Annotated in this window: 25 protein-coding genes and 2 pseudogenes; 16 read left to right on the forward strand and 11 right to left on the reverse strand. The window is 62.7% G+C overall.

Annotated elements, in window-relative coordinates; translation table 11 throughout:
• The first annotated feature begins 21 nt into the window (after positions 1 to 21).
• The 3 genes and pseudogenes from EBS_RS10875 to EBS_RS10885 all read left to right on the forward strand — a co-directional run bounded on the left by EBS_RS10875 (position 22) and on the right by EBS_RS10885 (position 2084).
• On the forward strand, positions 22 to 609 hold the full coding sequence (locus EBS_RS10875) for an HNH endonuclease (protein ID WP_043108685.1): 588 nt from the start codon (positions 22 to 24) through the stop codon (positions 607 to 609).
• Positions 610 to 611: 2 nt separating this feature from the next.
• Positions 612 to 1487: a fructosamine kinase family protein gene (locus EBS_RS10880; RefSeq protein ID WP_043108687.1), complete on the forward strand. Its 876-nt coding sequence runs from the start codon at positions 612 to 614 to the stop codon at positions 1485 to 1487.
• 1 nt (position 1488) lies between these two features.
• Positions 1489 to 2084: pseudogene (locus EBS_RS10885) on the forward strand (uracil-DNA glycosylase family protein).
• A 102-nt stretch (positions 2085 to 2186) separates the two neighbouring features.
• Here EBS_RS10885 and EBS_RS10890 read toward each other — a convergent pair.
• Complete coding sequence (locus tag EBS_RS10890) at positions 2187 to 2591, reverse strand: MerR family transcriptional regulator (RefSeq protein WP_043108689.1); 405 nt, start codon at positions 2589 to 2591, stop codon at positions 2187 to 2189.
• A 73-nt stretch (positions 2592 to 2664) separates the two neighbouring features.
• Between EBS_RS10890 and merC the strand changes: the two genes are divergently transcribed.
• Together merC and merA are read left to right on the forward strand one after the other, a co-directional pair.
• Positions 2665 to 3078 carry an organomercurial transporter MerC gene (gene merC / locus EBS_RS10895; RefSeq protein WP_043108691.1) on the forward strand — a complete coding sequence of 138 codons (414 nt, stop codon included), beginning with the start codon at positions 2665 to 2667 and terminating at the stop codon, positions 3076 to 3078.
• 16 nt (positions 3079 to 3094) lie between these two features.
• Positions 3095 to 4459, forward strand: a pseudogene (gene merA / locus EBS_RS10900) (mercury(II) reductase); the annotation flags it as partial.
• A gap of 30 nt (positions 4460 to 4489) precedes the next feature.
• Here the strand turns inward: merA and EBS_RS13160 are convergent.
• From EBS_RS13160 to cfa, 5 genes are all read right to left on the reverse strand, one after another.
• Complete coding sequence (locus EBS_RS13160; protein WP_052199537.1) at positions 4490 to 4948, reverse strand: DUF4124 domain-containing protein; 459 nt, start codon at positions 4946 to 4948, stop codon at positions 4490 to 4492.
• 190 nt (positions 4949 to 5138) lie between these two features.
• Positions 5139 to 6437: an ammonium transporter gene (locus tag EBS_RS10910; RefSeq protein ID WP_043108692.1), complete on the reverse strand. Its 1299-nt coding sequence runs from the start codon at positions 6435 to 6437 to the stop codon at positions 5139 to 5141.
• Between the two features lie 23 nt (positions 6438 to 6460).
• Positions 6461 to 6799, reverse strand: coding sequence for a P-II family nitrogen regulator (gene glnK / locus EBS_RS10915; protein ID WP_043109742.1), 339 nt, complete (start codon positions 6797 to 6799; stop codon positions 6461 to 6463).
• A gap of 74 nt (positions 6800 to 6873) precedes the next feature.
• Complete coding sequence (locus EBS_RS10920) at positions 6874 to 7572, reverse strand: TorF family putative porin (protein ID WP_043108693.1); 699 nt, start codon at positions 7570 to 7572, stop codon at positions 6874 to 6876.
• A 234-nt stretch (positions 7573 to 7806) separates the two neighbouring features.
• Positions 7807 to 8973, reverse strand: coding sequence for a cyclopropane fatty acyl phospholipid synthase (cfa, locus tag EBS_RS10925; protein ID WP_052199650.1), 1167 nt, complete (start codon positions 8971 to 8973; stop codon positions 7807 to 7809).
• A 167-nt stretch (positions 8974 to 9140) separates the two neighbouring features.
• Between cfa and EBS_RS10930 the strand changes: the two genes are divergently transcribed.
• The 11 genes from EBS_RS10930 to EBS_RS10975 all read left to right on the forward strand — a co-directional run bounded on the left by EBS_RS10930 (position 9141) and on the right by EBS_RS10975 (position 21200).
• On the forward strand, positions 9141 to 9392 hold the full coding sequence (locus EBS_RS10930) for an accessory factor UbiK family protein (protein ID WP_043108695.1): 252 nt from the start codon (positions 9141 to 9143) through the stop codon (positions 9390 to 9392).
• Between the two features lie 53 nt (positions 9393 to 9445).
• Positions 9446 to 10954 carry a YifB family Mg chelatase-like AAA ATPase gene (locus EBS_RS10935; RefSeq protein ID WP_043108696.1) on the forward strand — a complete coding sequence of 503 codons (1509 nt, stop codon included), beginning with the start codon at positions 9446 to 9448 and terminating at the stop codon, positions 10952 to 10954.
• Positions 10955 to 11198: 244 nt separating this feature from the next.
• Complete coding sequence (locus tag EBS_RS10945; RefSeq protein ID WP_052199538.1) at positions 11199 to 12884, forward strand: ABC transporter ATP-binding protein; 1686 nt, start codon at positions 11199 to 11201, stop codon at positions 12882 to 12884.
• Entirely contained in the window at positions 12881 to 13114 is a 234-nt protein-coding gene (locus tag EBS_RS14345; protein ID WP_171816243.1) for a hypothetical protein, read from the forward strand. The genes EBS_RS10945 and EBS_RS14345 overlap by 4 nt, the downstream gene beginning before the upstream one ends.
• Positions 13115 to 13765: 651 nt before the next feature.
• Positions 13766 to 13984 carry a hypothetical protein gene (locus EBS_RS14660; RefSeq protein ID WP_231892807.1) on the forward strand — a complete coding sequence of 73 codons (219 nt, stop codon included), beginning with the start codon at positions 13766 to 13768 and terminating at the stop codon, positions 13982 to 13984.
• A gap of 453 nt (positions 13985 to 14437) precedes the next feature.
• A complete protein-coding gene (locus tag EBS_RS14080) occupies positions 14438 to 15175 on the forward strand; it encodes a sulfotransferase (protein WP_231892808.1) in 738 nt (245 codons plus the stop codon).
• Positions 15176 to 15279: 104 nt separating this feature from the next.
• Positions 15280 to 16494 (forward strand): glycosyltransferase family 4 protein, encoded by a 1215-nt coding sequence (locus EBS_RS10955; protein WP_043108701.1) that lies wholly within the window; start codon positions 15280 to 15282, stop codon positions 16492 to 16494.
• A 7-nt stretch (positions 16495 to 16501) separates the two neighbouring features.
• Positions 16502 to 17668, forward strand: a complete 1167-nt coding sequence (locus tag EBS_RS10960; RefSeq protein WP_043108703.1) for a glycosyltransferase family 4 protein — start codon at positions 16502 to 16504, stop codon at positions 17666 to 17668.
• A complete protein-coding gene (glf, locus tag EBS_RS10965) occupies positions 17665 to 18777 on the forward strand; it encodes a UDP-galactopyranose mutase (protein WP_043108705.1) in 1113 nt (370 codons plus the stop codon). The genes EBS_RS10960 and glf overlap by 4 nt, the downstream gene beginning before the upstream one ends.
• Complete coding sequence (locus tag EBS_RS13165; protein ID WP_148307746.1) at positions 18767 to 20011, forward strand: glycosyltransferase family 2 protein; 1245 nt, start codon at positions 18767 to 18769, stop codon at positions 20009 to 20011. Before glf ends, EBS_RS13165 begins: the two co-directional genes overlap by 11 nt.
• An 85-nt stretch (positions 20012 to 20096) precedes the next feature.
• On the forward strand, positions 20097 to 21200 hold the full coding sequence (locus EBS_RS10975; protein WP_052199540.1) for a glycosyltransferase: 1104 nt from the start codon (positions 20097 to 20099) through the stop codon (positions 21198 to 21200).
• Positions 21201 to 21213: 13 nt separating this feature from the next.
• Here the strand turns inward: EBS_RS10975 and EBS_RS10980 are convergent, their stop codons facing one another.
• Genes EBS_RS10980 through pstB form a run of 5 tightly spaced genes read right to left on the reverse strand, consistent with a single transcriptional unit; the run spans position 21214 to position 25908 of the window.
• Positions 21214 to 22350 carry a glycosyltransferase family 4 protein gene (locus EBS_RS10980; protein ID WP_043108706.1) on the reverse strand — a complete coding sequence of 379 codons (1137 nt, stop codon included), beginning with the start codon at positions 22348 to 22350 and terminating at the stop codon, positions 21214 to 21216.
• A 35-nt stretch (positions 22351 to 22385) separates the two neighbouring features.
• Positions 22386 to 23666, reverse strand: a complete 1281-nt coding sequence (gene phoR / locus EBS_RS10985) for a phosphate regulon sensor histidine kinase PhoR (protein WP_052199541.1) — start codon at positions 23664 to 23666, stop codon at positions 22386 to 22388.
• Positions 23659 to 24336 carry a response regulator gene (locus tag EBS_RS10990; RefSeq protein ID WP_043108708.1) on the reverse strand — a complete coding sequence of 226 codons (678 nt, stop codon included), beginning with the start codon at positions 24334 to 24336 and terminating at the stop codon, positions 23659 to 23661. Before EBS_RS10990 ends, phoR begins: the two co-directional genes overlap by 8 nt.
• Entirely contained in the window at positions 24333 to 25022 is a 690-nt protein-coding gene (phoU, locus tag EBS_RS10995; RefSeq protein ID WP_081999944.1) for a phosphate signaling complex protein PhoU, read from the reverse strand. The genes EBS_RS10990 and phoU overlap by 4 nt, the downstream gene beginning before the upstream one ends.
• 10 nt (positions 25023 to 25032) lie before the next feature.
• Positions 25033 to 25908: a phosphate ABC transporter ATP-binding protein PstB gene (gene pstB, locus EBS_RS11000; protein ID WP_081999945.1), complete on the reverse strand. Its 876-nt coding sequence runs from the start codon at positions 25906 to 25908 to the stop codon at positions 25033 to 25035.
• Positions 25909 to 25919: the final 11 nt, after the last annotated feature.

The raw sequence follows: 25919 nt of genomic DNA on the forward strand, positions 1-25919 counted from the left end.
ACTCGGTAAGAGGATCAAGCCGTGCCGGACCTGTCGCAACAGATACTGCGCACCGATGCCTCGGGCATGCCGCTGGAATGGATCGACTACCGTCAGGCAGTCAAGCTGCACGCCCTGGACATGGTGGCCTACACCCTGGGCTCGCCGATCCTGACCATCCACGGCGGTATCAACGCCGGCACCCGGCAACGCAGCCGGCTGCAACTGCACTCCATCGTCGCCACCCACGGCAACCAGCAGTCGCTCTACCGGCTCGACCGCGGCTATGCCCCGCCGCTGTGCAACGACACCCTGTTCCGGCGCGACGCCCACCTGTGCCTGTACTGCGGCGAGCGCTTCTCGCGGCGTGAGCTCTCGCGCGATCACGTCACCCCGATCAGCCGCGGCGGACAGGACACCTGGAACAATCTGGTCACCGCCTGCATCCGCTGCAACCTGCACAAGGCCGGGCGCACCCCCGAGGAGGCCGGCATGCAGCTGCTGGCGATCCCCTTCACCCCGACACATGCCGAGTACATCTACCTGCAGGGGCGCAACATCCTGGCCGACCAGATGGAGTTCCTCGCTGCGCATTTCCCGCGCACCAGCCCGCTGCGCGCACGGCTCTGAACATGACCCTTTGGCAACACATCGCCGCACGCATCGGCGAGCTGAGCGGCCGCGACTTTCGCCCCGAGCCACCACGCCACCTCGGCGGCGGCTGCATCAACACCGCGCTGCGCCTGACCGACGGCGAGCAGCAATGGTTCGTCAAGACCAACAGCGCCGACCGCCTGGACATGTTCGAGGCCGAGGCCGAAGGTCTCGAGGCCATGGCGGACACCGGCACCATCCGGGTGCCGCGCCCGCTCGGCACCGGGACCCACGATGGCCAGAGCTACATCATCATGGAGTACATCGCGTCGGGCGGCGCGGGCAGCCGGGGGCAGGCGCTGGCCGGCGAACAGCTGGCCGCCATGCACCGACACACCACCGAGCGCTTCGGCTGGCACCGTGACAACACCATCGGCGCCACCCACCAGCCCAATGCCAGGCACGCAGACTGGATCGACTTCTGGCGCGAGCAGCGCCTGGGCTTCCAGCTGGAGTTGGCCGGTCACAACGGCTTTCCCAACCTGGCACGCCGCGGCGAGCAGCTGCTGGAGCGCTTCCCGGCGCTGATCGACCACGATCCGCAGCCCTCGCTGCTGCACGGCGATCTGTGGGGCGGCAACATCACTTTCGACACGGACGGCCAGCCGGTGATCTTCGACCCGGCGGTCTACTACGGCGACCGCGAGGCGGAACTGGCCATGACCGAGCTGTTCGGCGGCTTTGGTCGCGACTTCTACGCCGCCTACGACGCCGCCTGGCCGCTGGACCGGGGCTATGCCACGCGCAAGACCCTCTACAACCTCTACCACATCCTCAACCATGCCAACCTGTTCGGTGGCGGCTATGCCAGCCAGGCACAGCGCATGATCGACCAGCTGCTGGCCAAATGCTGAGATGTCCGGATTGGAGGCCCTGCTGGCCGAGATCCGCGCCTGCCGACACTGTGCCGAGGCCCTGCCGCACCCGCCGCGCCCGGTGATCCACGCCCATCGTGAGGCGCGCATCCTGGTGGTTGGCCAGGCCCCGGGCCGTCGCGTGCACGAGACCGGCATTTCTTTCAACGACCCCAGCGGCGACCGCCTGCGCGAGTGGATGGGCGCCGATCGCGAGACCTTCTACGACGTCACCCGCATCGCCCTGGTGCCCATGGGCTTCTGCTACCCGGGAACCGGCCGCGGCGGCGACCTGCCGCCCCGCCCGGAATGCGCTGCGACCTGGCGCGAGGCCGTGCTGGCCGAGCTGCAACGGGTCGAGCTGACCCTGCTGGTGGGACGCCATGCCATCGCCTGGCACCTGTACCGTGACCGACGCATGCCGCCGGTGGGCGAGGTGGTGGCCGACTGGCGACGCCACTGGCCGGGGGGATACTGCCCATGCCGCACCCCAGCCCGCGCAACCACCGCTGGCTGCGCGAGCGGCCCTGGTTCGAGCGTGAGGTGGTGCCCGCGCTGCGCGAGCGGGTGTCGGCAATCCTTTCACAGGCCGATTGAGGCGCGGACGATCCTTCGTTCGCGGCGGGGACGCCGCTCCCACGGAATGGCCCACCTCACCAGCTGGTCCCGCCAGCGGCTTCTACCGGGACAGCTGGCCGCTCAACCGCCAAGCAGGTCGTCGATCAAGGGGCAATGTCCAGCCGCGCCGGATGCCGTCTCGCAGCGGCGGGTCAGGGTCTCGAGACTACCTGCCAACCGTTGCAGATCGGCGATGCGCTCGCGGACCCCGGCCAGATGCGCCAGCGCCACGTTCTTGACCTCCTGGCAACTGCCGCCGCCGTCGGCCAGCGCCAGCAGCTCGCGCACTTCGTCCAGGGTGAACCCCAGTTCCCGCGCCCGGCGGATGAAGACCAGGCGGCGCAAGGCCGGCTCCCGGTATTGCCGGTGATCGCCAGCGCTGCGCGCCGGTGCGGCCAGCAAGCCGATCTTCTCGTAGTAGCGGATGGTCTCCACCTTGACCCCGGTGCGCCGAGCCAGGGCGCCGATGCTCAAGCAATACGACATGATAAAGGCCCTTGAAGCTATAGTAACTACAGGTTCTAGACTCCAGGGACCGATGAATCAAGGAGAACGAACCATGTGGTTTGCCCGCCTGTTCGAAAACGCCGGCGCCTTCGGCTCGGTGCTGGCCGCGCTCAGCTGCGCCTCCTGCTTTCCGGCCCTGGGTGCCTTGGGCGCCGCACTCGGCCTGAGCGGTCTGGCCCGCTTCGAGGGCATGGCCCTCAATACCCTGTTGCCGGTGTTCGCCGGCATTGCACTGGCCGCCAACGTGCTGGGCTTCCTGTCCCACCGGGTCTGGCACCGCCTGCTGGCGGGTATCGCCGGACCCGCCATGGTGCTGGCCACCCTCTACCTGTTCTGGACCGAAGACTGGAGCACCTGGATGTTCTATGCCGGCCTGGTGCTGATGGTGGTGGTCGCCATCGCGGACCTGGTCTCGCCGCCGGGCGGTCGTCGCTGCAAGACCTGCGAGGTTGGCAACCATGGCTGACTGCTGCAACCTCCCCCTGCACATCGCCATCATCGGCAGCGGCTCGGCCGCCTTCGCTGCCGCGCTGCGCGCGGTGGAGGCCGGCGAACGTATCGGCGGCACCTGCGTCAACGTGGGTTGCGTCCCCTCCAAGATCATGATCCGCGCCGCCGACACCGCCTGGCGGATCAGCCACCACCCCTTTCCCGGCATCCACGCACAGCCGCCGGTGATCGACCAGCCAGCCCTGTTGGCCCAGCAACAGGAGGCGGTAGCGATGCTGCGCAAGGCGAAGTACGAGGACATCCTGGCGGCGCACCCCGAGATCACCCTGGTACGCGGCCGGGCGCGCTTCATCGATCCACAGCGACTGCAGATCAGCCTGCGCAAAGGCGGCGAGCAGACCCTGGCCTTCGATCGTTGCCTGGTCGCCACCGGCTCGCGGCCGTGGATTCCCGATATCCCGGGGCTGGCACAGACCCCCTTCTGGACTTCCACCGAGGCCCTGCAGGCCGACCAGGTGCCACAACAGCTGGCGGTCCTCGGCGGCTCCTCAGTGGCCCTCGAGCTGGCCCAGGCCTGGGCGCGTCTGGGCAGCCGGGTGACGCTGCTTGCCCGTTCCACCCTGCTCTCGCACGAGGACCCGGACATCGGCGCCGCACTGGCCGACTGCCTGCGCCGCGAGGGCCTGGATATTCGGCTGCACTGCGTGCCACACGCGGTCTCCCACGGGCCCGATGGCTTCCGCCTCGCCCTGGACGACGGCGAACTGCGGGCCGAGCGGCTGCTGGTGGCCACTGGCCGCCATCCTGATACCGATGCCCTGGGCCTGGAGAACGCCGGTGTGCGCACCGATACCCAGGGGGCCATCACGGTCGACGAACGCCTGCAAACCAACGTGCCGAACATCTATGCCGCCGGGGACTGCGCGGACCTGCCGCAGTACGTCTACGTGGCCGCGGCCGCCGGCACCCGTGCCGCAATCAACATGACCGGTGGCGATGCCCGCCTGGACCTGCGCACGCTGCCGGCAGTGGTGTTCACCGATCCGGCGGTGGCCACCGCCGGCCTGGACGAGCGCCAGGCGCGCGCGCAGGGGATCGCGGTCACCACACGCACCCTGCCTCTTGCCCAGGTGCCGCGGGCCCTGGCCAACTTCGAGACCGACGGCTTCATCAAGCTGGTAGCGCGCGAGGAGGACGGGGTGCTGCTGGGAGCACAGATCCTGGCACCCGCGGCGGGCGAAATGATCCAGACCGCCGTGCTGGCGATCCGCGCGGGGCTGACAGTCGACGCCATCGGCGACCAGCTGTTCCCCTACCTGACCATGGTCGAGGGCATCCGCCTGTGTGCCCAGACCTTCCGCCAGGACGTGTCGCAACTCTCCTGTTGCGCGGGATAGCCCGGCACGCGCGCTGCCCGGGCCAGGCGCCTAGTCGCAGTATTGCACCATCTGCTCCCGGACCTGCTGCTGTTGCTGTCTGCGCTGCGCCTCGTCGAGATAGGATCGTGCACCGGATGCCCCACGCAAATAGATGGGCCCCGGGTGTTGCAACCAGCGCAGTCGCTCATCCAGCTGTCGGCAGATGCGCTGCCGTTCCACCTGGCGGCGCGCCTGTTCACGCGCGCGTTCACGACGGTACTGGCGATCACGCTCGAAGGCCTCGAGCTGGCGGCGCTGACGCTCATGCAGCGACGACGTATCGGACGGTCGCCCGCCCTGCGACGATCCCTTCCCGCGCAACTCGATCGCTTCGGCGCCCTGTGGCGGCGGATAGCTGCTGAAATGCACCTGGCCGTCGGCATCGGTCCAACGATAGACAGTTGCGGCGCCCACACCCTGCGTACAGAGGAACAGGAGCCAGATCCATCGGTGTCGCGAGGTCTTCATCATTGTCTTTTCCATTGTGCCCGGCCACTCGGCGCGGGGACGGGCCTCCTACTGGCAGGAGAATATCCCCCAAGATGTTACCCAGAGAAACACGGACAAGCCCTTCGGTGCATCCAGATTGCTCCCGGAAAACAAAAAGGGCAGAGGCCGAAGCCCCTGCCCTTGCGGACGAAGGTCCAGGCGACAGCGATCAGATGCCACTGCCCTTGCTGCCGGTGAACTCGGGATAGGCTTCCATCCCGCACTCGGCCAGGTCCACGCCTTCGTACTCCTCCTCCTCGCTGACGCGGATGCCCATGACAGCCTTGATGACCAGCCAGGTCACGAAGCTTACGGCGAACACCCACACGAAGATGGTTGCGGCACCCACCAGCTGACCGGTGAAGGTAGCATCGCTATTGGTCAGCGGCACGGCCATCAGACCCCACAGGCCAACCACGCCGTGCACCGAGATGGCGCCGACCGGGTCGTCGATCTTCAGCTTGTCGAACATGGGGATGGCGAACACCACCAGCACACCACCCACCACGCCGATCAGGGTCGCGGCCAACGGGCTCGGGGTGGAGGGCTCGGCGGTGATGGCCACCAGGCCGGCCAGGGCCCCGTTGAGCGCCATGGTCAGGTCGGCCTTGCCGAACATCAGGCGTGCCAGCATGAGGGCAGCGACCAGGCCACCGGCCGCCGCAGCATTGGTGTTGAGGAACACCATGGCCACCGAGTTGGCGTTGGCGATGTCGCCCAGCTTGAGCACCGACCCACCGTTGAAGCCGAACCAGCCCAGCCACAGGATGAAGGTACCCAGGGTGGCCAGCGGCAGGTTGCAGCCCGGGATGGGCATGACACGACCGTCGCTGGTGTACTTGCCCTTGCGGGGGCCGAGCAGCAGCACGGCGGCCAGGGCGGCGGATGCACCGGCCACGTGCACGATGCCGGAACCGGCGAAATCGGAGAAGCCGAAGTCGTCGCCCAGGTTGAACAGGCCGAACACCGAGCCACCACCCCAGGTCCAGTTGCCTTCCATCGGATAGATGAAGCCGGTCATGACCACGGCGAACAGCAGGAAGGCCCAGAGCTTCATGCGCTCGGCCACGGCGCCCGAGACGATGGACATGGCGGTGGCCACGAACACGACCTGGAAGAAGAAGTCGGATGCATCGGAGTACACCGAGTCACCGTCGAAACCGGCCTTTTTCGACTCTTCTAGCACCGTGGCGGTCAGCGCATCGGCATTCGGCGCGCCGTCCAGCGCGATGCTGCTCAGCAGGTAGTCGCCGCCATACATGATCGCGTAACCGCAGACCAGGTACATGATGCAGGACACCGCATACAGCGCGATGTTCTTGGTGAGGATCTCGGTGGTGTTCTTGGCACGCACCAGGCCGGATTCCAGCATGGCAAAGCCAGCGGCCATCCACATGACCAACGCACCCATCACGAGAAAGTAGAAGGTATCCAGTGCGTACTGGAGTTCAAAGATCTGATTTTCCATTGATAGCGTCCCCCAGTGCCTGATCAGAGTGCTTCGGGACCGGACTCGCCGGTACGAATGCGAATCGCCTGCTCCAGCGGATAGACGAAGATCTTGCCGTCGCCGATCTTGCCGGTGCCTGCCGCGTTGGTGATGGCCTCGATGACCGAGTCGAGCTGAGCATCGTCGATGGCGACTTCGATCTTGATCTTGGGCAGGAAGTCGACCACGTACTCCGCGCCACGATACAGTTCGGTGTGGCCCTTCTGACGGCCGAAGCCCTTGACCTCGGTCACGGTGATACCGGCGATGCCGATCTCGGACAGGGCCTCACGGACATCGTCGAGCTTGAAGGGTTTGATGATGGCTGATACCAGTTTCATGATGTCTCTCTCCTGGCCGGCACCGCCCACTCATGGGGGTGCCGGCGTTTAGGATGCGGTTTGAGAAAAGTGCCTCAGAACGACCGCGATACCGTCAGCGCCAGATGCCCGCCACACAGGCCGGATCCCTTGCACATGCCCTTGTCATCGGTATCGCTGTAGGTCAGATCGAAACCGAAACCTTCGTATTCGGTGGATACCCCCAGACTCCAGTCAGCATAGTCCTGCTTCGTGATACCGGTTTTCTCGCTGATGCTGGTCTTGCCATAGTGTGCGGCAATGGTGACCATGCCAGCCGGCACTTCCAGGCCCAGGTCGTAGTAACGCTCGGAACCCAGGTTGAAGAAGTCCGGGCTGTAGTTGACGGTGAAGCTGGCGCTGGCGACACCAAAGTCTTTGGAGACACCGACGTGATACTCGTTGGTGTCTGCACTGGGGCCCGTAGCTTGCCCGGGATAGTTATAACGCAGCGCACCAACATCCAGGCTCACCGGGCCAAGGTCACCGCTCCAACCGATATAGGTATCGAGTTCCATGCTGGAACCGTTGAAAACGGCGTCATCCACATTCGACCCCCACACACCGACATAAATACCGCTCTCGTGGCTGTAATCGAAACCACCTTGGATGGCCATGTCATTGTCGTTCTGGGAAACACCCCGGAACATGTAGTCGCTTGTGATGGCCACATTGGCGCTGAATTCAGCCTGGGCTGCCGAACCCGCAATCAGGGTTGCCACTCCCATTGCAATGGCAATCTTCTTCATCTTCATTTGCTTGCTCCCGTGCCTTTCCGGCATCAACTTGGTTCAAGAAGAGGTATCGACAAAATGTTCGATGCACCGGAACAAGCACACTCCATGCCAGAGCATATTACCCATTGAATGTAAAGAACAATTTACATGACACAAGGGTGTTCCACCCCTGCCCGCCGCACCACGACGACACAATCCAGGGTAAGGTTGTGAAGCAGGCGCACCAGCTTGGTGCGCCGAATTGGTGCATGCTCAGCGCAAGGAACGGTAGAGGGCGCGACGCCCCGGGGGACTGAGCACCAGCTGCCAGAGCTGGCCACGCCGCGCGCGGAAGAAGCCGGCACAGGACTGCAGGTAGTAACGCCACATGCGCTGGAAGCGGTGGTCATAACGCGAGGCCAGTTGCGGCCAGGCCTGTTCGAAACGCGCCGACCAGCTCATCAGGGTACGGTCGTAGTCCTGTCCGAAGTTGTGCCAGTCCTCTATCACCATGCGTCCATCCAGGGAGCGGGCGAGCTGCTGGGCCGAGGGGAGCCGGCCGTTGGGGAAGATGTAGCGGTCGATCCAGGGGTCGGCGTGCAGACCGGTCCGGTCGACGCCGATGGTATGCAGCAGGAACAGCCCCCGAGGCTCGAGCAGGCGCAGCACGGTGTCGAAATAGACCCCGTAGTTGCGCGGTCCGACGTGCTCGAACATGCCCACCGAGACGATCTTGTCGAATCGTCCCTGCACGTCGCGGTAGTCCATCAACTCGATGCGCACCGGCAGGCCGGCACAACGCTTGCGCGCCAGGCGCTGCTGCTCGCGCGATACGGTAATGCCCACAACCTCCACACCATGGCGCTCGGCGGCATGTCGCGCCAGCCCACCCCAGCCGCAACCGATGTCCAGCAGGCGCTCGCCCGGTCGCAGCTCGAGTTTGCGGCAGATCAGATCGAGCTTGGCGCGTTGCGCACTCTCCAGGTCGTCAGCCTCCGCCCAGTAGGCGCAGGAATAGCTCATGCTGGCATCGAGCATGGCCTCGAACACATCATTGCCGATGTCGTAATGGTGCTCGCCGACCTGGAAGGCACGCTGCCGGCTTTGCAGGTTGAACAGGGAGTGACGCAGGATCTCGCCGAACAGGCGCAAGCGCACCAGACCGCCAAGCCGGTCGTCGATGCGCGCCGCCAGCAGGCGGTAGAACAATTCGTCGAGCGCCGCGCAGTCCCACAGACCATCCATGTAGGCCTCGCCGAAACCCAGTGAGCCCTGGCGCAGAATGCGGCTGTACACCTCGGGGTCGTGGACCTGGATGTCCCAGGGGCGGCTGCCATTGAAACGCACGTTCGCCTGTGCCACCAGCTCGGCCAGCACCCGGGGTGGCTCCGGGCTGCTCATGTTTCCGATCTTCTGGGGCAGGTAAGGGTGGCGCAACATCTTCATCGCTGTCTCCCGACACGTGGGATCACGGCCACTGCAACCAAGTATGGCGCCTCCCGGGCAGAATGAAACAGAAATGCCCCAGGGTCACGATAGCTTCGATCAATGGACAGTCCGCCGCGCCTGGCCTAACCTGTAGGCCACCGAACACGAGGGCTGTCACCATGCTCGACCCCAGGATTCTCGACGATCTCTCGCGCCGCGTCGCCGACGGCATGCCACGCGGCCTGGCCAGCCTGCAGGAAGACTTCCAGCGCAACCTGCGCGCCGCGCTCGAGGCCGCGCTGCGCCGGCTCGACCTGGTCTCGCGTGACGAATTCGACATCCAGCAGGCCGTGCTGGCACGCACCCGCGAGAAGCTGGAGGCACTGGAGAAACGGGTCGCCGAGCTCGAGGCGCGCCTCGACAAGGACTGACCCCGACAGGCCGCCAGGGAAGGCGGCCAGACCACTCGACGCAGGGAAGCCGCATGTCACTCGCCATCACCTTGTGCCGCGCCGGGCTGGGCATCGAGGCCCCGCTGGTCACCGTGGAGACCCACCTGGCCAACGGCCTGCCGGCCTTCAATATCGTCGGCCTGCCGGAAAAGGCCGTGCAGGAAGCCCGCGACCGGGTACGCAGCGCCCTGCAGAACGCCGGCTTCGAGTTCCCCGCCCGGCGCATCACCGTCAACCTGGCACCCGCCGACCTGCCCAAGCAGGGTGCGCGCTTTGACCTGGCGATCGCCATCGGCATCCTCGCCGCCAGTGCGCAGTTACCTGTCGCTCCCCTGGCAGAGATCGAACTGATCGGCGAACTCACCCTGGGCGGAAAGATCCGCCCGGTGCGCGGCATACTGCCGGTGACCGTCGCCGCTACCCGCGCCGGGCACCGCCTGCTGCTCCCTCGCGACAACGCCGCCGAGGCCTCGTTGGTGCGCGACGCCGAACTGTTGCCAGCAGACCACCTGCTGCAGGTCTGCGCTCACCTGACAGGACGCGAGCCCATCCCGCGCCACATCCCCGCACCGCCGGCGAGAGGCGAAGGCGCCACGCCGCTCCCCGACCTCGCCGAAGTGCGCGGCCAGGCCCAGGCCCGGCGCGCCCTCGAGGTCGCTGCGGCCGCCGGCCACAACCTGTTGATGATGGGCCCTCCCGGCACCGGCAAGTCCATGCTCGCCGCTCGCCTGCCCGGCATCCTGCCTCCCATGAACGAGCAGGAGGCGCTGGAGACCGCCGCCATCCACTCAGTGGCGGGCCTGGAACCCCACCCCGACCGCTGGCACCAGCGCCCCTTCCGCTCACCTCATCACACCTGTTCCGGCGTGGCCCTGGTCGGCGGCAGCAGCATCCCACGGCCCGGCGAAATCTCGCTGGCGCACAATGGCGTGCTGTTTCTCGACGAACTGCCCGAATTCGACAACCGGGTGCTCGAGGTGCTGCGCGAACCACTGGAGACCGGCCGCATCGTCATCTCGCGTGCCGCACGCAGCGCCGAATTCCCCGCGCGCTTTCAGCTGGTGGCCGCCATGAACCCCTGCCCCTGCGGCCATGTCAACGAACCCGACAAGCGCTGCGACCGTTGTACCCCGCAGCTCGCCACACGCTACCAGGGGCGCATCTCCGGCCCCCTGCGCGACCGCATCGACATCCAGATCGAGGTGCCTGCCCTGCCGACCCGCGACCTGCTCGAGGCCCCACCCGGCGAGCCCAGCGCCATGGTGCGCGCCCGCGTGATCGCCGCCCGCAAACGCCAGCTACGACGCCAGGGCTGCACCAACGCCGAACTGCAACACGCCGCGCTCGAGCGCCACTGCGCGCTCACCACCGAGGTCCGCCGCCTGCTCGAGACCGCCATCGAACGCCTGGGCCTGTCGGCTCGCGGATACCACCGCGTCCTGCGCCTGGCCCGCACCATCGCCGATCTCGACGAGAGTGATACCATTGGGCCACGACACATGAGCGAGGCGATCGGTTACCGGCGATTGGACCGGACATGACCGCCCCGCTCGTTGGTCAGATCCGCGGACGGAACCTGCCAGCACGCTTGCACCAGGAACTAACGAGGCCGAATCGAGGGGATATGCTCTAGTGGATCTCGCGGATGACAACCGACCACATCACGGTTCACCGTTCCAGTCACGCAAACCTCGGTTGAAGCTCTCATGATCGACGCCCTGAAGAAGCTCCACTCTCTGCTCGGATACCCAAGGCCGTCGACGCTTCGTCCTGCTGGTCCTGCTCATGCTGTTCGACGCGCTGCTGGAGATCCTCAGTCTGCACCTGGTACCGGCCTATGTAGGACTAGTCGCCTATCCCGAAAAACTCCAGGCCCTGCTGCCAAACACTTGGCACTTGGAATCGCACGATAAGATCGTGTTATGGGCCTCGGTGGCAATCGCCCTGTTCTTCGCTATCAAGCTGCTGGTCAATGCCCGCATTGGGCTGGCCAGGATCCACTTTGCGCAGCAGACCGCAGTGAACTTGAGCACCCGGCTGCTGGATGCCTACCTGCATGCGCCCCACGAATACCACCTGCAACACAACAGCGCGGAACTGCAACGCAACCTGAACAGCGACAGCGTCCAGCTCGCCGACCAACTGCTGATTCCGCTCGGCGACCTCCTCAGCCAAGGAGCCATCATCCTTGCCGTGCTGGGTGTGTTCTTATTTTATATTCCTGTCGATGTCCTGGCGGTGCTGGTCGGCGTACTGGCTGTGGCCGGCCACGCCGTTCTGTCACAGCAGCACAGATTGCAGCAGGAGGGAAAAGAGGTACAGCAGTTGCGTGGCCGCCTGATCAAGAACACAAATGAGGCACTGGGGTGCGCCAAAGAGATTTCCCTCCTGGGACGGCAGAAGTTCTTCGTGGAGCGCTTCCGCGATCTATTTTCACGCCTGACCCGACACCAGCGCCATATCCAGATCATGGCAGGAAGGCTCATTCCCGGTGGTATCGAGTTGGCCACCATTGTGGCACTTGCCGGCATGATCTATCTACTCTTTCGCCAAGGGCACAATTCACAGGAAGTTCTTGAACTGATCACCATAGCAGCCGTGGGCCTGGCCCGGCTCAAGGGTTCCCTGTCCGGCTTCATGGGTGCTCACAGCCTGCTCGAGCACAAGCGTGCGATCCTCGACGCCATCCATGCCGACTTGGCCGAGCTGGAAACCTTTACGACCATGACGACTGACCACGAGACAGCTCCCGCTTTCCGCAGGGAGTTGGCGCTGGCAGATGTCCACTACCGTTATCCCGGCAGCGACCACGACGTCCTACGCGGGGTAAATCTGGTCATCCGCAAGGGCGAGGCAATCGGCTTCGTAGGCAAGACCGGCGCAGGAAAGTCAACCCTCATCGACCTCATCATGGGGCTTGTTCATCCCACTGCCGGCAAGCTGTTGCTCGACAGTCGGCCGCTGCACGAACAGCTGCCTGCCTGGCAACGCCAGATTGGCCATGTCCCCCAGCTGCTCTCATTGGTCGACGGCACTATCCGCGAGAACGTGGCACTCGGCCTGCGACCCGAGCAGATCAACGAAGCAGCACTGTTACGGGCTGTCGAGCAATCACAGCTGACTGAACTGGTGGAACGTCTACCCGACGGACTGGATACCGTGATCGGTGAAAGGGGCATCCGCCTCTCCGGAGGCCAACGGCAACGGATCGCCATCGCGCGCGCTCTGTATCACGACCCGGAAATTATCATTTTCGACGAGGCCACCTCTGCTCTTGATAACGAAACTGAGGCCGAGGTGATCCGCGCGGTGGATTCGCTCAAAGGCCACAAGACCATTCTGATGATTGCGCACCGTTTAAGCTCGCTACGACAATGCGACAATGTCTACAATCTAGAGCGAGGAAAAATCATAAATATAACGCATGATAAAAGCCATTTGACACCCAGAGAAGGCAGGGCTACACAGTGACTACCAAAAAGTTACTTGCAGGCCACTCTACACCCATGGAAACAATATACACATTAAATAACAGAATGAAGGAAATAAGATATGCTTGGCAGCGCTCGACAGAAATGACAAGCAAGCATCTGCAGGGCAATATTGTTTTGAAGATGAGGATGGGGATGGGGATGGGGATGGGGATGGGGATGGGGATGGGGATGGGGATGGGGATGGGGATTTATTTTTTACGCGAATAGAAGAAACTACTATGGAGCCACCTATAAATACAATTGACAGTGACATCAAGACAACTCTTGGCATTCATTATCGGCCGCAGTATTTAAGTGTAGCAACCATATCAAGGTATTCGCCCGGCCATAGACTTCTCTGGGATTCGCTCTTTTTGCGCAGCTAAATATTACGCACAATCAGCCTAGAGGGTGTCGTTTTGATAATTTCTCACAAATATAAATTTATATCCATAAAAACCGTAAAGACCGCCGGAACAAGCATCGAAGTCTTTTTGTCTCAATATTGCGGCGAGCAAGACTCGGTGACCCCAATTTGGCCGCATGTTAATCCGCACCACGCTAGAAATTATAGGGGGTTTTGGAACCCACGTCCAGAGATTATACAAAAACAAGGGCGCACCATTGGAGCTACAGCTCGCGACTTGTTGCGAAGGAACAAATTCTCCAATCACATTCCCGCAACCTTAGTAAAGAGTGTCAAGAAACACATGGAATTCCTACTACAAGTTTTGTGTTGAAAGAAACCCTTGGGACAAAACCCTATCTCATTACCATATGGTGAATGACCGCGCCGGCGGCATGCCTTTCGATGAGTAAATAGAAAAGAGGGAGTTTTGTGCAAACTGGCCGCTTTATTGTGATGCTAGCGAAACGGTATTGGTAGACAAGGTTATTAAATATGAATCACTCATAGACGAACTGAATTATGTTTTCAAACGATTGGGGATACCGTTTGATGGCTCACTTGGCGTAAGAGCAAAATCAGAACACCGAAAAGATGCAAAACCATATCAGGAAGTGTTCTCTATCGAGAAAAGAAAAGTTACCGAGGAAGCCTTTGCAAAAGAAATTGAAATGCATGGATATGTTTTCTGAAATACGATGCAAAACCCCATCTCCGCAAGATAATAATAGACCTGCCTGGCCGTCCAAAAACACTGGACGCATGTTTGGCTTTAGACAGAAAGCAATGGGAGGCATATAAGATACAAAAAGAAGCTGCCGAAACGTTAGTTAAGATAGGTGCGATAATAAGGTGATGGACACCCAAGCGATTTTTCTCGTAGGCTGGTTCAGGAGCGGCACCAGCATGTTGTGGAACCTCCTCAAAAGCACTGGGCTGTATCATTGCTATTACGAGCCCTTCCACGAACACCTGCCCCATCTTGCCTACACTCGATGCAAGCACCGGGTCGACCCCACTCATCTTGCAATTGGAAACTACTGGGACGAATACCAAATCGTCCCAAAAGAAGAATTCCTGAAGTACTGGAAGCCTTGGTTCGGGCAGGCGCGATGGCGCATGACGGAAAACGATCGCCCCCGGACATGGAAGCCTACATCAGACACCTCGCAGCACGATCGGAAAAACCGGCTGTCTTCAAGTTTGTCCGCGCCAGTTTTCGGCTGAGTTGGCTACGAAAAACCTTTCCCGAAGCCCGAATCATATGGATAAACAGGGACCCCCGAAAAGTATGGGACTCTATGCAGAAACGCGATACATCAATTGCCGCAGTTCCTGGCAATCCAGAAATTACGCAACAAGGGTTCTCGAACTACATCCTGCAGATGGCCATGGAAATGGGATTCTCGATAAGGGACGATCTCTATGGCACCTTCTATGACATGTGGGTTTCTTCGTTTATGGAAGCAAAAAACCAGGTTGATGACATATGGTGGTATGAGGACATACTAGCCGATTACCCCGGATGGGCCAAAACACACTTGGTGGACGCAGGGATCACCGAATCGATACCGCCTTACGAGGTGAAAAACCCAGGCACAATATACTATGCGAACACTGTTCCCCGGTACTTGGCATCGGAACTGAAACAGACCCTACCCAGCACATCGCCACCCAATCACGCCATACAGCGCATTCTCGACGAGGTTCCATCGAGAAACCGGGAAATTGTTCTGCTCCAGTCGAGAATACTCGACCTGGAGGCTGAATTGTGTCGAGAAAGAGAAAGACAATATTTGTCGACTAGAAACCCCCTTTACCTCCTTAAGGAAAAAGCAAAAAAGAGCTGGCTAAAGTTACAGAAGCGCTTCATAAAGCTATGAATATATACGTAGACTGCACCGACATCGCACTTCATGGTGGAAACACAGGTATCCAGCGTGTCGCACGTAATCTAGCTCAACATGCCGCTGCTGCGGAGGCAGCCTTGGAACTGCAGACTCAGCTTCTGGCCTATTTGCCAGCACTCGGTTTCGTCAAGCTAGAGGAACCATCACGTCAGTCGCTGCGAGCGAGCATCGGAACCCTGCGGCTGCTAGCCTACGAAAGTAGGACACCACGCCGTTTTCGTAGACTGTGCTCCACCCTCCTCGAACCGTTTGGGCTGGCTTCCTGGATCGAACGCAACTGGCAGGGGCCTAGTCGCCTGACACTCATCGCCCTGTTCCTGGTGCCGGTCTACCTGACCAGCGCCGTGTCTGCGGTAATCACACGCCTGCTTCCTATGCCAAAAGCAGCCATCCGAATGAAAAGCAGCGATATTCTGGTGATTCCTGGCACCTCGTGGTGGGGTCGGGAACTTGAGACACAGCTTCCTGAGCTTCACGCCCAAGGGATTCATCTCATCCCGTTGATCCATGATATGTTTCCGCTTACCCACGCCCACGTTGTTCGACATGACATCATCGATGATTTCAGACGCAACATTAATACCTTGCTGTCTATCAGCGCAATGGTTCTGACGAATTCCAATTTCACCGCTCGACAATTAGTCTCCTACATACAAAAAAAGGACTTCAATCCACGTCCGGAGGTGGAGTCTTTTCGTATGGGGATCGAGCTGGATCTGGTCGATACCCGACAATCTCCAAGGGCAGAACTGCATTCCGTCTTTTCCAGTGAGGCAGTTTTTCTCACCGTGGGCACGGTTGAACCGAGGAAGAACCTGCCCTTCCTACTCGACGCTTTCATGGAGCTTTGGAAATGGCATCCTGAAATCCCCTTGGTTGTGGTAGGAAAGTATGGCTGGAAATCCGAATCCACCCGCGCACGCATCAAATCGTTAATTGCCGCCGGCCGTCCTTTGTACTGGTTTCAGGATCTCAACGACAGCGAACTGGCATGGTGCTACCGGCATGCCAGGGCGCTGATCTACCCTTCACTAATCGAAGGATTTGGTTTGCCATTGCTGGAGGCCCTGCTGCACGGCTGCCCCGTGCTCGCCAGCGACATACCCGTGTTCCGCGAGATCGGTGGCGAGCACTGCCGTTACTTTCCGCTGGACGACCCCACCCCCTTGAGTGCCCTGATCGAGGAATACGCCGCTAACCCTCCATCGCGCCCCCGGGTGGAATGGCCGAACTGGCAGGAGAGTGCCGTCGAGTTCTTCGGCAAGATCCGTGATCATTTCCAAGCCCGGTAATACCTGCATGAGAATCGCGCTGGTCACCCACGCCTTTCCTCCGCAGGGGATTTCCGGGATCGGGAGGTACGTCGAAGACCTGGCCGAGGGGCTCGCAGGCATGGAACACGACGTCGTCGTGGCCGTCTCGAAAAGTGGCGACGACAGGACGGAGAGACGATCCGGCCACGTCGTTTCCTGGATACCCGACATCCCGGAGTCCGGAACTTTCCCTTTCCTGCGGTTGCTACGCCTCTCCTCCAGAATTCACGAGCGGTTGCGTGCATTCCACGGTGACCGGCCATTCGATGTCGTCGAGGCGCCCAACACCTGGGCAGGGGGCCTGCTCCCTTTCAGGCTTGGTCTTCCAGGCAAGCCCTTGCGTGTCACGCGGCTGTCCACCCCTCGCGCCTGGTTTCAACGCACCACGCCGTGGCTTCCACGCCTGACCGAGTGGCTCGAGTACTTCCAGGTGGCCTCTTCTGATCTGGTGATATCGAACACACGAGAGAACCTCGAATTATCGCGAGCCCTGTATCCACTGGAGGGGCGGCAGACAGATATCGTCTACCACGGCATTCCGGATCCAGGCCCCCCACCGCCCCCACGCACTTCGACCAACGAGCCCTCCGTGCTGTATGTCGGGAGAATGGAGCACAGAAAGGGCTTCGACGTGCTTGTCGGCGCATGGCCTTCGGTCTTCGAAGAATTCCCCCAAGCCAAACTGCATGTCGTCGGAGAAGACCTCCCCGGGCCGGGAGGCGCCCCTTCCTACTTCGAATGGTCTATCCGCTCCCTGACAGCAGCTCAGCGGGAACGCATCCACTTCCATGGAGAAACAGACGATATGACTAGAAATCGGCTGTTCACCGAAAGCGACATCGTCGTGGTACCTTCCCGTTACGAGTCCTTCGGCCTCGTGCTGCTCGAGGCCATGATCAGGGAGAAACCGGTTGTCGCCAGCGCAACAGGGGGGATGAAGGAAATCGTTGAGCATGCCAAGACGGGGCTGCTTGTCACACCGGAGTCGTCAGAGGAATTGGCCGCCGGCATTATCTCGCTGCTATCCGACGCACCACTCCGTTTACGCATGGGTGCACAGGCAAGATCCAGGGTCTTGGAGAGATATACGGTAGACCAGATGGCGACCGCGTCCGTCGAGGCCTACAGGCAAGCGATTGCGCTCGGCAAATGAAAGATAGGGGACAACTGCACTTTCTCGTCGTCGGCGCTGGCTTCGCCGGCACCGCCATCGCCCGCCGCCTGGCCGACACCGGCATGCGGGTGCGGGTCATCGACCGGCGCGAACATATCGGCGGCAATGCCTTCGACGAGTTCGACGAGCAGGGCTTGCTGGTCCATCGCTATGGCCCGCACATCTTCCACACCAATTCCGATGAGGTAGTGACCTTCCTCTCACGCTTTACCGATTGGCTGCCCTACGAGCACCAAGTGCTATCACAGGTCGACGGGCGCCTGCTGCCCTTCCCCATCAACCGGCACACCATCAATCAGCTCTACGGACTGGAACTCGACGAGGCCGGGGTGCGAGCTTTTCTCGAGCGGGTGAGAGAACCACAGGAACGGATCACCAATAGCGAGCAACTGGTGCTGGACGCCGTGGGCCAGGATCTTTACGAGAAGTTCTTCCGCGGCTACACCCGCAAGCAGTGGGGCATGGAACCCGCGGAACTGAAGGCCGGGGTGGCTGCACGCATTCCTGTGCGCACCGACACCGACGACCGCTACTTCACCGACCGTTTCCAGGCCATGCCGAAGGATGGCTACACGCGGATGTTCGAACGCATGCTGGACCACCCGAACATCACCTTGGAGCTCGGCACCGATTTCTTCTCGGTCCGCGACCGCCTGCATGCGCGACACACCGTCTACACCGGGCCGATCGACGCCTACTTCGGTCATTGTTTCGGGCGGCTACCCTACCGCTCGTTGCATTTCGAGCACACGCACATAGACGATCGCGAATGGCTACAGCCGGTGGCCACGATCAACTACCCTGACGAAGCGGTACCCTGGACCCGGATCACCGAATTCAAGCACATGACCGGGCAGCAACACCCTGGGACATCCATCGTGCGCGAGTACCCCCGAGCCGAGGGCGAACCCTATTATCCGGTGCCCAGCGAGACCAGCGAGACCCTGTACCGACGCTACCGGGATCTGGCCGAAAGGGAAACGGGAGTGACCTTTCTCGGTCGTCTGGCCCAGTACCGCTACTACAACATGGACCAGGTTGTCGCGAGTGCGCTCAAGACTGCGAGGATGCTGCTCGGTGAACCCTGAACCCCGACTCACGCGCCAACCCCGAGGACGGGTGATCGCGGTGATGGTCGCCTGGAACGGGCGCCCTTTTCTCGAGACGGCGATCCCCTCAGTGCTCGAGGCATTGGGTGAGCACGGGGAACTGCTGGTGGTAGAGAACGGATCGACCGACGGCAGCTTCGACTTCCTGCGCGCACGCTTCCCTGATGTTGCGGTGCTGCAGACCGGGGAAAATCTGGGTGGCGCCGGCGGTTTCTCTGCCGGCATGCGCGTGGCTCTGGAAGATCCCGAATGCCACCATGTCTGGCTGCTGGATAACGACATCCTCGTCGAACCCGGCGCCCTGGAACCCCTGCTGGATGCGTTGTCCTCCGCGCCCGACATCGCTGCGGCCGGTTCCCAGCTCTGCCTCTACGACCGCCCGGACACCGTGCAGGAACTGGGCAGCCGCTACACACCCTGGCTGGGCGCACTCGAACAACAGCACGCGGGCCGGTCCCGGTTGCCCGCCGATGCCTCACCACGGGAGGTCGATTATCTCGCTGCCTGCTCACTGCTGATCCGCAGCGACATCCTGCGCCAGCATGGCCTGTTTCACGAGGCGCTGTTCGTGTTCTACGACGACGTCGAATGGTCGCTGCGCGTGCGCCGCGCTGGTCATCGGCTGCTGGCAGTGCCTGCCTCGGTGGTACGCCACTGCTACGGCGGCGACAGGCCCACGGTGCCCTGGCGCGAGTACTACCGCAAGCGCAACCGCTGCATCTGCCTGCGCCTGGAACCACCACGACGCGGCCGCCTGCTGGCATTGTATTTCTACTTGGTCTATGTGAGCGCCCTGGCCCACTATCTCGCACGGCAGGGCGACCCGGTACTGGCGGGCATCTACCGCCAGGCACTGGACGACTTCGACAATGGCCGCCTGGGCCGGCGGGACATCGTGCGCCCGGCTACCGCCCCCCTCCCTTGCCCGAAGAGGCCTGCCGAACCTGGGCGGATCCTTCGCTGTCGTCGGGCGATGCCGAGGCCGCCTGGCAGGCACTGCAGCAAGCCGCAGCTCAACGCAAGCAGAGCCTCCATCGACTTGGCCCCGACCAGCCCGACGGTGCGGAGATTGCCCTGGTCGGCGAACGCTACAGTTGGGCAGCAACCCACAGTAACCAACTGCTCCGATATCGCTGCGGCGGACGTTGGACCCACATCACCCACCCCCGTCGCGAATGGCTGTTCTCTCGGCTGCGCCTGGCAGCGGCCCTGATGCAGGCCATTCCTGCCGTACTTCCGCGCTGGCTGCGCGCCCTGCACCGCGACCCTCCACCCATCCCTCTGCCCTGAATCCTCCCATGCGCATCCTGTTTCTCAGCAAGCGCCGTTACATGAGCAAGGACGTCATCGACGATCGCTACGGACGGCTGTACGAGCTGCCGGCAAACCTGGCACGGCAAGGCCACTCGGTGCTGGGCCTGTGCACCGCCTACCGACGCCTGGGCGACCGCCGCATCCATCACCACGGGGAACAGGGCGACCTGAACTGGCAGCCTTTCGACCTCCTGCCACACGGGGCGAGTTACGCCTGGCGCCTGCCCGCACTGGGCCGTACCTTTGCGCCCGACCTGGTGTTCAGCGCCTCGGATGCGCTGCAGGTGGTGCTGGGCAACCACCTGGCCCGGCGCCTCGACGTCCCCCACGCTGTGGATCTCTACGACAATTTCGAGAGCTTCGGCCTAACCCGCCTGCCCGGCCTGCGCCGGGCCTTTCGCCGCGCCCTGCAGCGCGCCTCTGCCATCTCTTGCGTGAGCGAACCCCTCCAAAAGAAACTGGCTTGCGAACTACCCGAGGTGCCCCTGCTCACCCTGGAAAGCACAATCGATCCCGACGCCCACCGGCCCTTCGACAGGGGCAAGGCCCGCGAGCATCTTGGACTGCCGGCGGACGCCTGGCTGATGGGCACTGCCGGGGCCCTGCACCACAACCGCGACATCGGGCTACTGTATGCGGCCTTCGAGCGGCTGGCCACACGCCACCCGGACCTGCACCTGGCGCTGGCCGGCCCGGTGGACCCCGCCTGCCCGCTGCCACAGCATCCGCGCGTCCACTATCTGAACCAGCTGCCCCACGCGCAGGTGCCCCTCTTCCACAGTGCTCTGGACCTGGCACTGATCTGCATGTGCGACAGCGAATTCGGCCGCTACGCCTTTCCCCAGAAGACTTACGAGATCCTCGCCTGCGGCACCCCCCTGCTGGCCGCAAGTGTCGACGCGCCGCGAAGCCTGCTGGCGGACTGGCCACGCTGCCTCTACCGACCCGGCGATCTGGACCAGCTGATCACCCGGATCGAGGAACAGCGACAACAGCCCTGCACACCCTCACTCGCCATCCCGAGCTGGGCCGATCAGGCGAAACGTCTGGAATCCTTCTGGAGAGAACACCTCGAACTGCCAGAGTGAAAGCGGGGACGGCTCAGCTCCCCTGCAGAGCACGTGCCAGCCGCTCGCCGAAGTTTGGCCGGGCAAACTGCTCCGCATGAGCGTGCATCGCCAAAAGGGACAGAGGTGCTTCAAGATTGTCGACCACCGCAGCGGCGAAGGCATCGGTATCGCCGGGCGGCACCAGCCACCCCGACACCCCATCAGCCACCGCATCCACCACCCCTCCCGTCGCATAAGCCACGGTCGGCAGACCATGCGCTGCCGCCTCTACCGCTACCATGCCGAAACCTTCGGGATCACCCGGAATGCTGCGCACCGGAAAGACATGCACATCCGCAGCCAGGTAGGCCTCGCGCAAGCGCTCCCATTCGGTGAATTCCCCGAGAAAACGGACCTTGCCCGCCACACCGGCCTTCTCGGCCACCGAGCGAATCTGCTCTACCGACTGCACGCCAGCATACAGGGCCTGGGCGGGTTCTCCACCGATGATCGCCAGTTGCGCCTCGGGTACCTGGCGGACGATCTCCGGAAACACATCGCGCACGAACTCGAGCATGCCCTTGCGGGTGGTCAGGCGCCCGACCGAGAGCAGCAAGGGGCCATCACCCAGGTCATGACATTGCCGGAAAGTGCGCCGGGCGGTTTCGCGTTCTTCGGCGGTGATCGCTTCCGGCAAGGTCACGCCCGGCGGGATGATCTCGATACGCATGGGAGCGACGCCTGCCGCCTCGGCCAGGGCCGCCGTGGCGCGACTGTTGGCGATGACCCGGTCCATCCGCCGCAGAAACGGGATCCACAGCAAGCGATAGAGCCAATGCCGTGCCACCACATCCAGACCATGCACATAGACGGCCGCACGCGCTCCGGACAATCGCGCGGTCATCCAGGCAAGGGGCGCGGTCAGGCCACTGCCGGCCAGGACCACGTCGGGGCGCAGGCCGCGTGCCTGCCGGATACCGGACACCAGGGCGCCGAGCAAGAAACGCCACAGGGGACGGCCCGGCACTTCGTGGACGACCACCCCGGTTGGCGCCCGCGCTGCCGATCCTTCCGGGGCCACCACGGTCACGGTACCGTGCCGAGCCAGCTCGTCAGCCACATGCCAGTTGAGACGCTCCATACCACCAAGCAGTGGCGGAAAATTGCGGGTGATCAGCAATCCCTTCAAATGCCTATCTCTCGTCGCACAGAAACCGTCCAGCCTCAGGCCGGCACGATCCTCACGTTCGGAAAGATACAACAAAACCGGCTCCCCTCCCCGACCTGGCTCTCGATTTCGATGACAGCGTCGTGTCGCAGCAATACATGGCGCACGATGGACAGACCCAGGCCGGTGCCACCGCGTTCGCGTGAGCGGCTCTTGTCCACGCGATAGAAGCGCTCCGTGAGACGATCCAGGTGCTCCGGCGGGATACCAGGCCCCTGGTCGAGCACGCAGAAGCGCGCGCCATCGTCATCAACTTCCCAGTACAGGTCGACCGGGGTGCCGGGCGGGGTGTGCAGAATGGCATTGAACAGCAGATTGCCGAAGGCCGAGGCCAGCTCGCTCTCGCTGCCCAGCAGGCCGGCGCGTGATTGCAGGTGCAGGGTGACAGGATGCTGGTCTCCGTTCAGTCGACGGGCATCCTCGACCAGGTGTTCGAGCAGCGCGGGCACATCCACCGGCTCGCGTGGCGGGCGGTCGTCTTCCAGTTCCAGACGCGAGAGCATCAGCAGGTCGGCGACCAATTGCTGCATGCGTTCGGCCTGGCGCAGCGAAGCAGCCAGGGCATCGTGCACCTCGCCGGGCAGGTCTTCCTCGGCGAGCATCTCCAGGTAGCCGACGACCACGGTGAGCGGGGTACGCAACTCGTGCGAGACATTGGCGATAAAGTCGCGGCGTACCGTCTGCACGCGCTTGAGCTCGGTCACGTCATGCGCGGTAAGCAACAGCTGATCCTTGGCGAAGGGAGCAACCCGCAACTCCAGTTCGCGTTCGCCCGCCGCCCCGATACGGCGCTCCAGTGGCGAAGCATCGGCCCCCTGGCGCAACCAGTCGGCCAGCGCCGGATCATCCAGCAGTTCGGGCAGAGGACGGCCGACAACCGGCTCGCCGGCATCCAGTCCCAGCAGTTCGCGCGCTGCCGAGTTGAACCACTGCACACGCAGGCGCTGGTCGAGGATGACCGCAGCATCCGGCATGGTCTCGAGAGTATCGTGAAAACGGTGCAACAGGCGGCTCAGACGTTTCTTGCGCTGACGCGCACGCAAACGCACTCGTTCGATGTGCTCGGCCACCGATCGCCAGACCCCGCGCAGGTCCTCGCCGCCACCACCGACAAGCCATTCCTCGAGCAGCCAGACCTGGTACAGCTGCCACAGCACCAGGCCGCCGAGGCCGACCAGCAGGGCCAGCGCCCAGGCCTGACTCGCCCAACCGAACAGGCCAACCAGGGCGGCAACCGCCAGCAGCCTCAGGAGCTCGGCGCGAAACTGCTCATGCACCGGCAGATACCAGCCGGTAGCCCGCACCGCGCACCGTTTCGATGCATCCGTCCAGGCCGAACGGGGCCAACGCCTTGCGTAGCCGGCGCACGCTCACGTCCACGGTGCGCTCCTCGAGCGCGACATCGTCGCCCCATACCCGGTCGAGCAACTGACCCCGGCTATACACCCGGTTCGGGTTTTGCAGCAGAAAACGCAACAGGCGAAACTCGGTCGGCCCCAGCGGCACTGGGCTTCCCTCACACTCTACCTGCCGGGTAGCGGGGTCGAGCACCAGCTCGCCCAGCCGCAACCGGCCGTCCAGGTCACGGCGCAGCACGGCGCGGATGCGCGCGATCAATTCGGGTGGGGAAAAGGGCTTGACCACGTAGTCGTCGGCGCCGGCCTCCAGCCCCTGTACCCGCTGAGCCTCCTCGGCCAGCGCGGTGAGCAGGATCACCGGGATGTCGCTCAACCCCTCGTGCTGCCGGATATGCCGCAGCAAGGCGATGCCACTGCGTTCGGGCAACATCCAGTCGAGCAGCACCAGGTCGGGCCGGCGCACCGCCAGCAGGTGCTCGGCCTCGGCCACGCTGCCAGCCTCCAGCATCTCCATGCCGGCGCGCGACAGCGCAAAGCGCACCATGTCGCGGATGGGGGCCTCGTCCTCGACGAACAGAATGGTGGTCATTGATGGCGTATGTCTTCTCCGGTCACCAGGTAGATGACGTGCTCGGCGATATTGTCGATGTGACGCTTGCCCCGGTCCAGGGATTTCAGCACCAGCATGAAGTTCACCGCCTCGGCCACATCCTGCCGATTATCGAACACGCACTCAACAAGGTACTTCAAACGATTTCGCAAATCGATCTGCTCGGGCAGCTCACCAGCCACTATGACCTCGGACTGCCTGGCGTCGTCCTCCTCATAAGCGCGAAGTGCCGTATCCAGCAGCATGATCAGATGCCCCATCAGGTGCTGCACCTCGCTGCGGGGAGAGTGCCCGTCGCAACCGCTTTCCGGCAGCGACTCCTGGCACAGCACCCGTGCAATCTGGGTCATCTCGTCGCCGAGGCGCTCTAACTCGGTGACGATACGCGAGGTCGCCACCACATAGCGAAGGTCCCTGCCGACGGGCGCGCGCCGTGCCAGCAGGCTGACGATGAAGCTGTCCACTTTCACTTCCTGCAAGTCGATGGGACGATCCCCCTCGATGACCTGCCGCGCCTGTTCGGTGGAATCGTGTCCCAGCGCCAGCTGCAGTCGCTCCATCTGGCCACGCACCAGGCCAGCCATCTTGAGCACCCGCTTGCGCAGTTTGCGCATATCCTTGTCGAAGCCTCTTAGGATATGGCCGTTCGATACCGTGCCGTTCATCCTGATCTCCTTACCCAAAGCGGCCCGTGATGTAGGCCTCGGTCAGTTTGTGTGCCGGGTTGGTGAAGATCCGTTCGGTCTTGTCCACCTCGACCAGGCGTCCCATGTGAAAATAGGCGGTACGTTGCGAGACACGTGCCGCCTGCTGCATCGAATGGGTGACGATGATGATGGTGTAGCGCTCGCGCAGCTCGTCGATCAGCTCCTCCACCCGTGCAGTGGCGATCGGATCCAGCGCCGAGCAGGGCTCGTCCATCAGGATCACCTCGGGATGAATGGCAATAGCGCGAGCGATACACAATCGCTGCTGCTGGCCACCGGACAGGCCCGTGCCCGGCGCATCCAGGCGGTCTTTCACCTCGTCCCACAGGCCGGCGCGACGCAGCGAGTTTTCCACCAGCTCGTCCAGGTCGGCCCGACTCGCCGCCAGGCCATGCAGCCGCGGGCCGTAGGCGATGTTCTCGTAGATCGACTTGGGAAAGGGGTTGGGCTTCTGGAACACCATGTCCACCCGCGCGCGCAGCGGCACCACGTCCATCTCTGGCGCATGAATGTCCTCGTCATCGAGGTGGATCTCGCCTTCCACGCGACAGCCCTCGATGGTGTCGTTCATGCGGTTGAAGCAACGCAGGAAGGTCGACTTGCCACACCCCGAGGGGCCGATGAAGGCGGTCACCTGGTGTTTGCCGATATCGATCGACACATCCTTGATCGCCTGTTTTTCACCATAGAACACGTTGACATTGCGTGCGCGCAGGCTGACCTTGCGCTCGAGGAAGGGGGTACCCAGGGTGCTCTCGACGACCTCTGGCTGCGCGGCATCACCCGCGGCCAGGGCCGCCTCCACCACCGACTGGAACAAGGCGCGTCGATCGGCAATCGCCATCTCGGATTCTC

The organism is endosymbiont of unidentified scaly snail isolate Monju (genome assembly GCF_000801295.1).
In the GTDB taxonomy this organism is placed as follows: Bacteria; Pseudomonadota; Gammaproteobacteria; order Chromatiales; family Chromatiaceae; genus MONJU.

What these genes read in the sequence shown, in the direction of transcription:
- EBS_RS10880 (WP_043108687.1), top strand. Translation starts at nt 612, where the DNA reads ATGACCCTTTGGCAACACATCGCCGCACGCATCGGCGAGCTGAGCGGC.
- EBS_RS10890 (WP_043108689.1), bottom strand. Translation starts at nt 2,591, where the DNA reads ATGTCGTATTGCTTGAGCATCGGCGCCCTGGCTCGGCGCACCGGGGTC.
- merC (WP_043108691.1), top strand. Translation starts at nt 2,665, where the DNA reads ATGTGGTTTGCCCGCCTGTTCGAAAACGCCGGCGCCTTCGGCTCGGTG.
- EBS_RS13160 (WP_052199537.1), bottom strand. Translation starts at nt 4,948, where the DNA reads ATGAAGACCTCGCGACACCGATGGATCTGGCTCCTGTTCCTCTGTACG.
- EBS_RS10910 (WP_043108692.1), bottom strand. Translation starts at nt 6,437, where the DNA reads ATGGAAAATCAGATCTTTGAACTCCAGTACGCACTGGATACCTTCTAC.
- glnK (WP_043109742.1), bottom strand. Translation starts at nt 6,799, where the DNA reads ATGAAACTGGTATCAGCCATCATCAAACCCTTCAAGCTCGACGATGTC.
- EBS_RS10920 (WP_043108693.1), bottom strand. Translation starts at nt 7,572, where the DNA reads ATGAAGATGAAGAAGATTGCCATTGCAATGGGAGTGGCAACCCTGATT.
- cfa (WP_052199650.1), bottom strand. Translation starts at nt 8,973, where the DNA reads ATGTTGCGCCACCCTTACCTGCCCCAGAAGATCGGAAACATGAGCAGC.
- EBS_RS10930 (WP_043108695.1), top strand. Translation starts at nt 9,141, where the DNA reads ATGCTCGACCCCAGGATTCTCGACGATCTCTCGCGCCGCGTCGCCGAC.
- EBS_RS10935 (WP_043108696.1), top strand. Translation starts at nt 9,446, where the DNA reads ATGTCACTCGCCATCACCTTGTGCCGCGCCGGGCTGGGCATCGAGGCC.
- EBS_RS10945 (WP_052199538.1), top strand. Translation starts at nt 11,199, where the DNA reads ATGCTGTTCGACGCGCTGCTGGAGATCCTCAGTCTGCACCTGGTACCG.
- EBS_RS14080 (WP_231892808.1), top strand. Translation starts at nt 14,438, where the DNA reads ATGGAAGCCTACATCAGACACCTCGCAGCACGATCGGAAAAACCGGCT.
- EBS_RS10960 (WP_043108703.1), top strand. Translation starts at nt 16,502, where the DNA reads ATGAGAATCGCGCTGGTCACCCACGCCTTTCCTCCGCAGGGGATTTCC.
- glf (WP_043108705.1), top strand. Translation starts at nt 17,665, where the DNA reads ATGAAAGATAGGGGACAACTGCACTTTCTCGTCGTCGGCGCTGGCTTC.
- EBS_RS10975 (WP_052199540.1), top strand. Translation starts at nt 20,097, where the DNA reads ATGCGCATCCTGTTTCTCAGCAAGCGCCGTTACATGAGCAAGGACGTC.
- EBS_RS10990 (WP_043108708.1), bottom strand. Translation starts at nt 24,336, where the DNA reads ATGACCACCATTCTGTTCGTCGAGGACGAGGCCCCCATCCGCGACATG.
- phoU (WP_081999944.1), bottom strand. Translation starts at nt 25,022, where the DNA reads ATGAACGGCACGGTATCGAACGGCCATATCCTAAGAGGCTTCGACAAG.
- pstB (WP_081999945.1), bottom strand. Translation starts at nt 25,908, where the DNA reads ATGGCGATTGCCGATCGACGCGCCTTGTTCCAGTCGGTGGTGGAGGCG.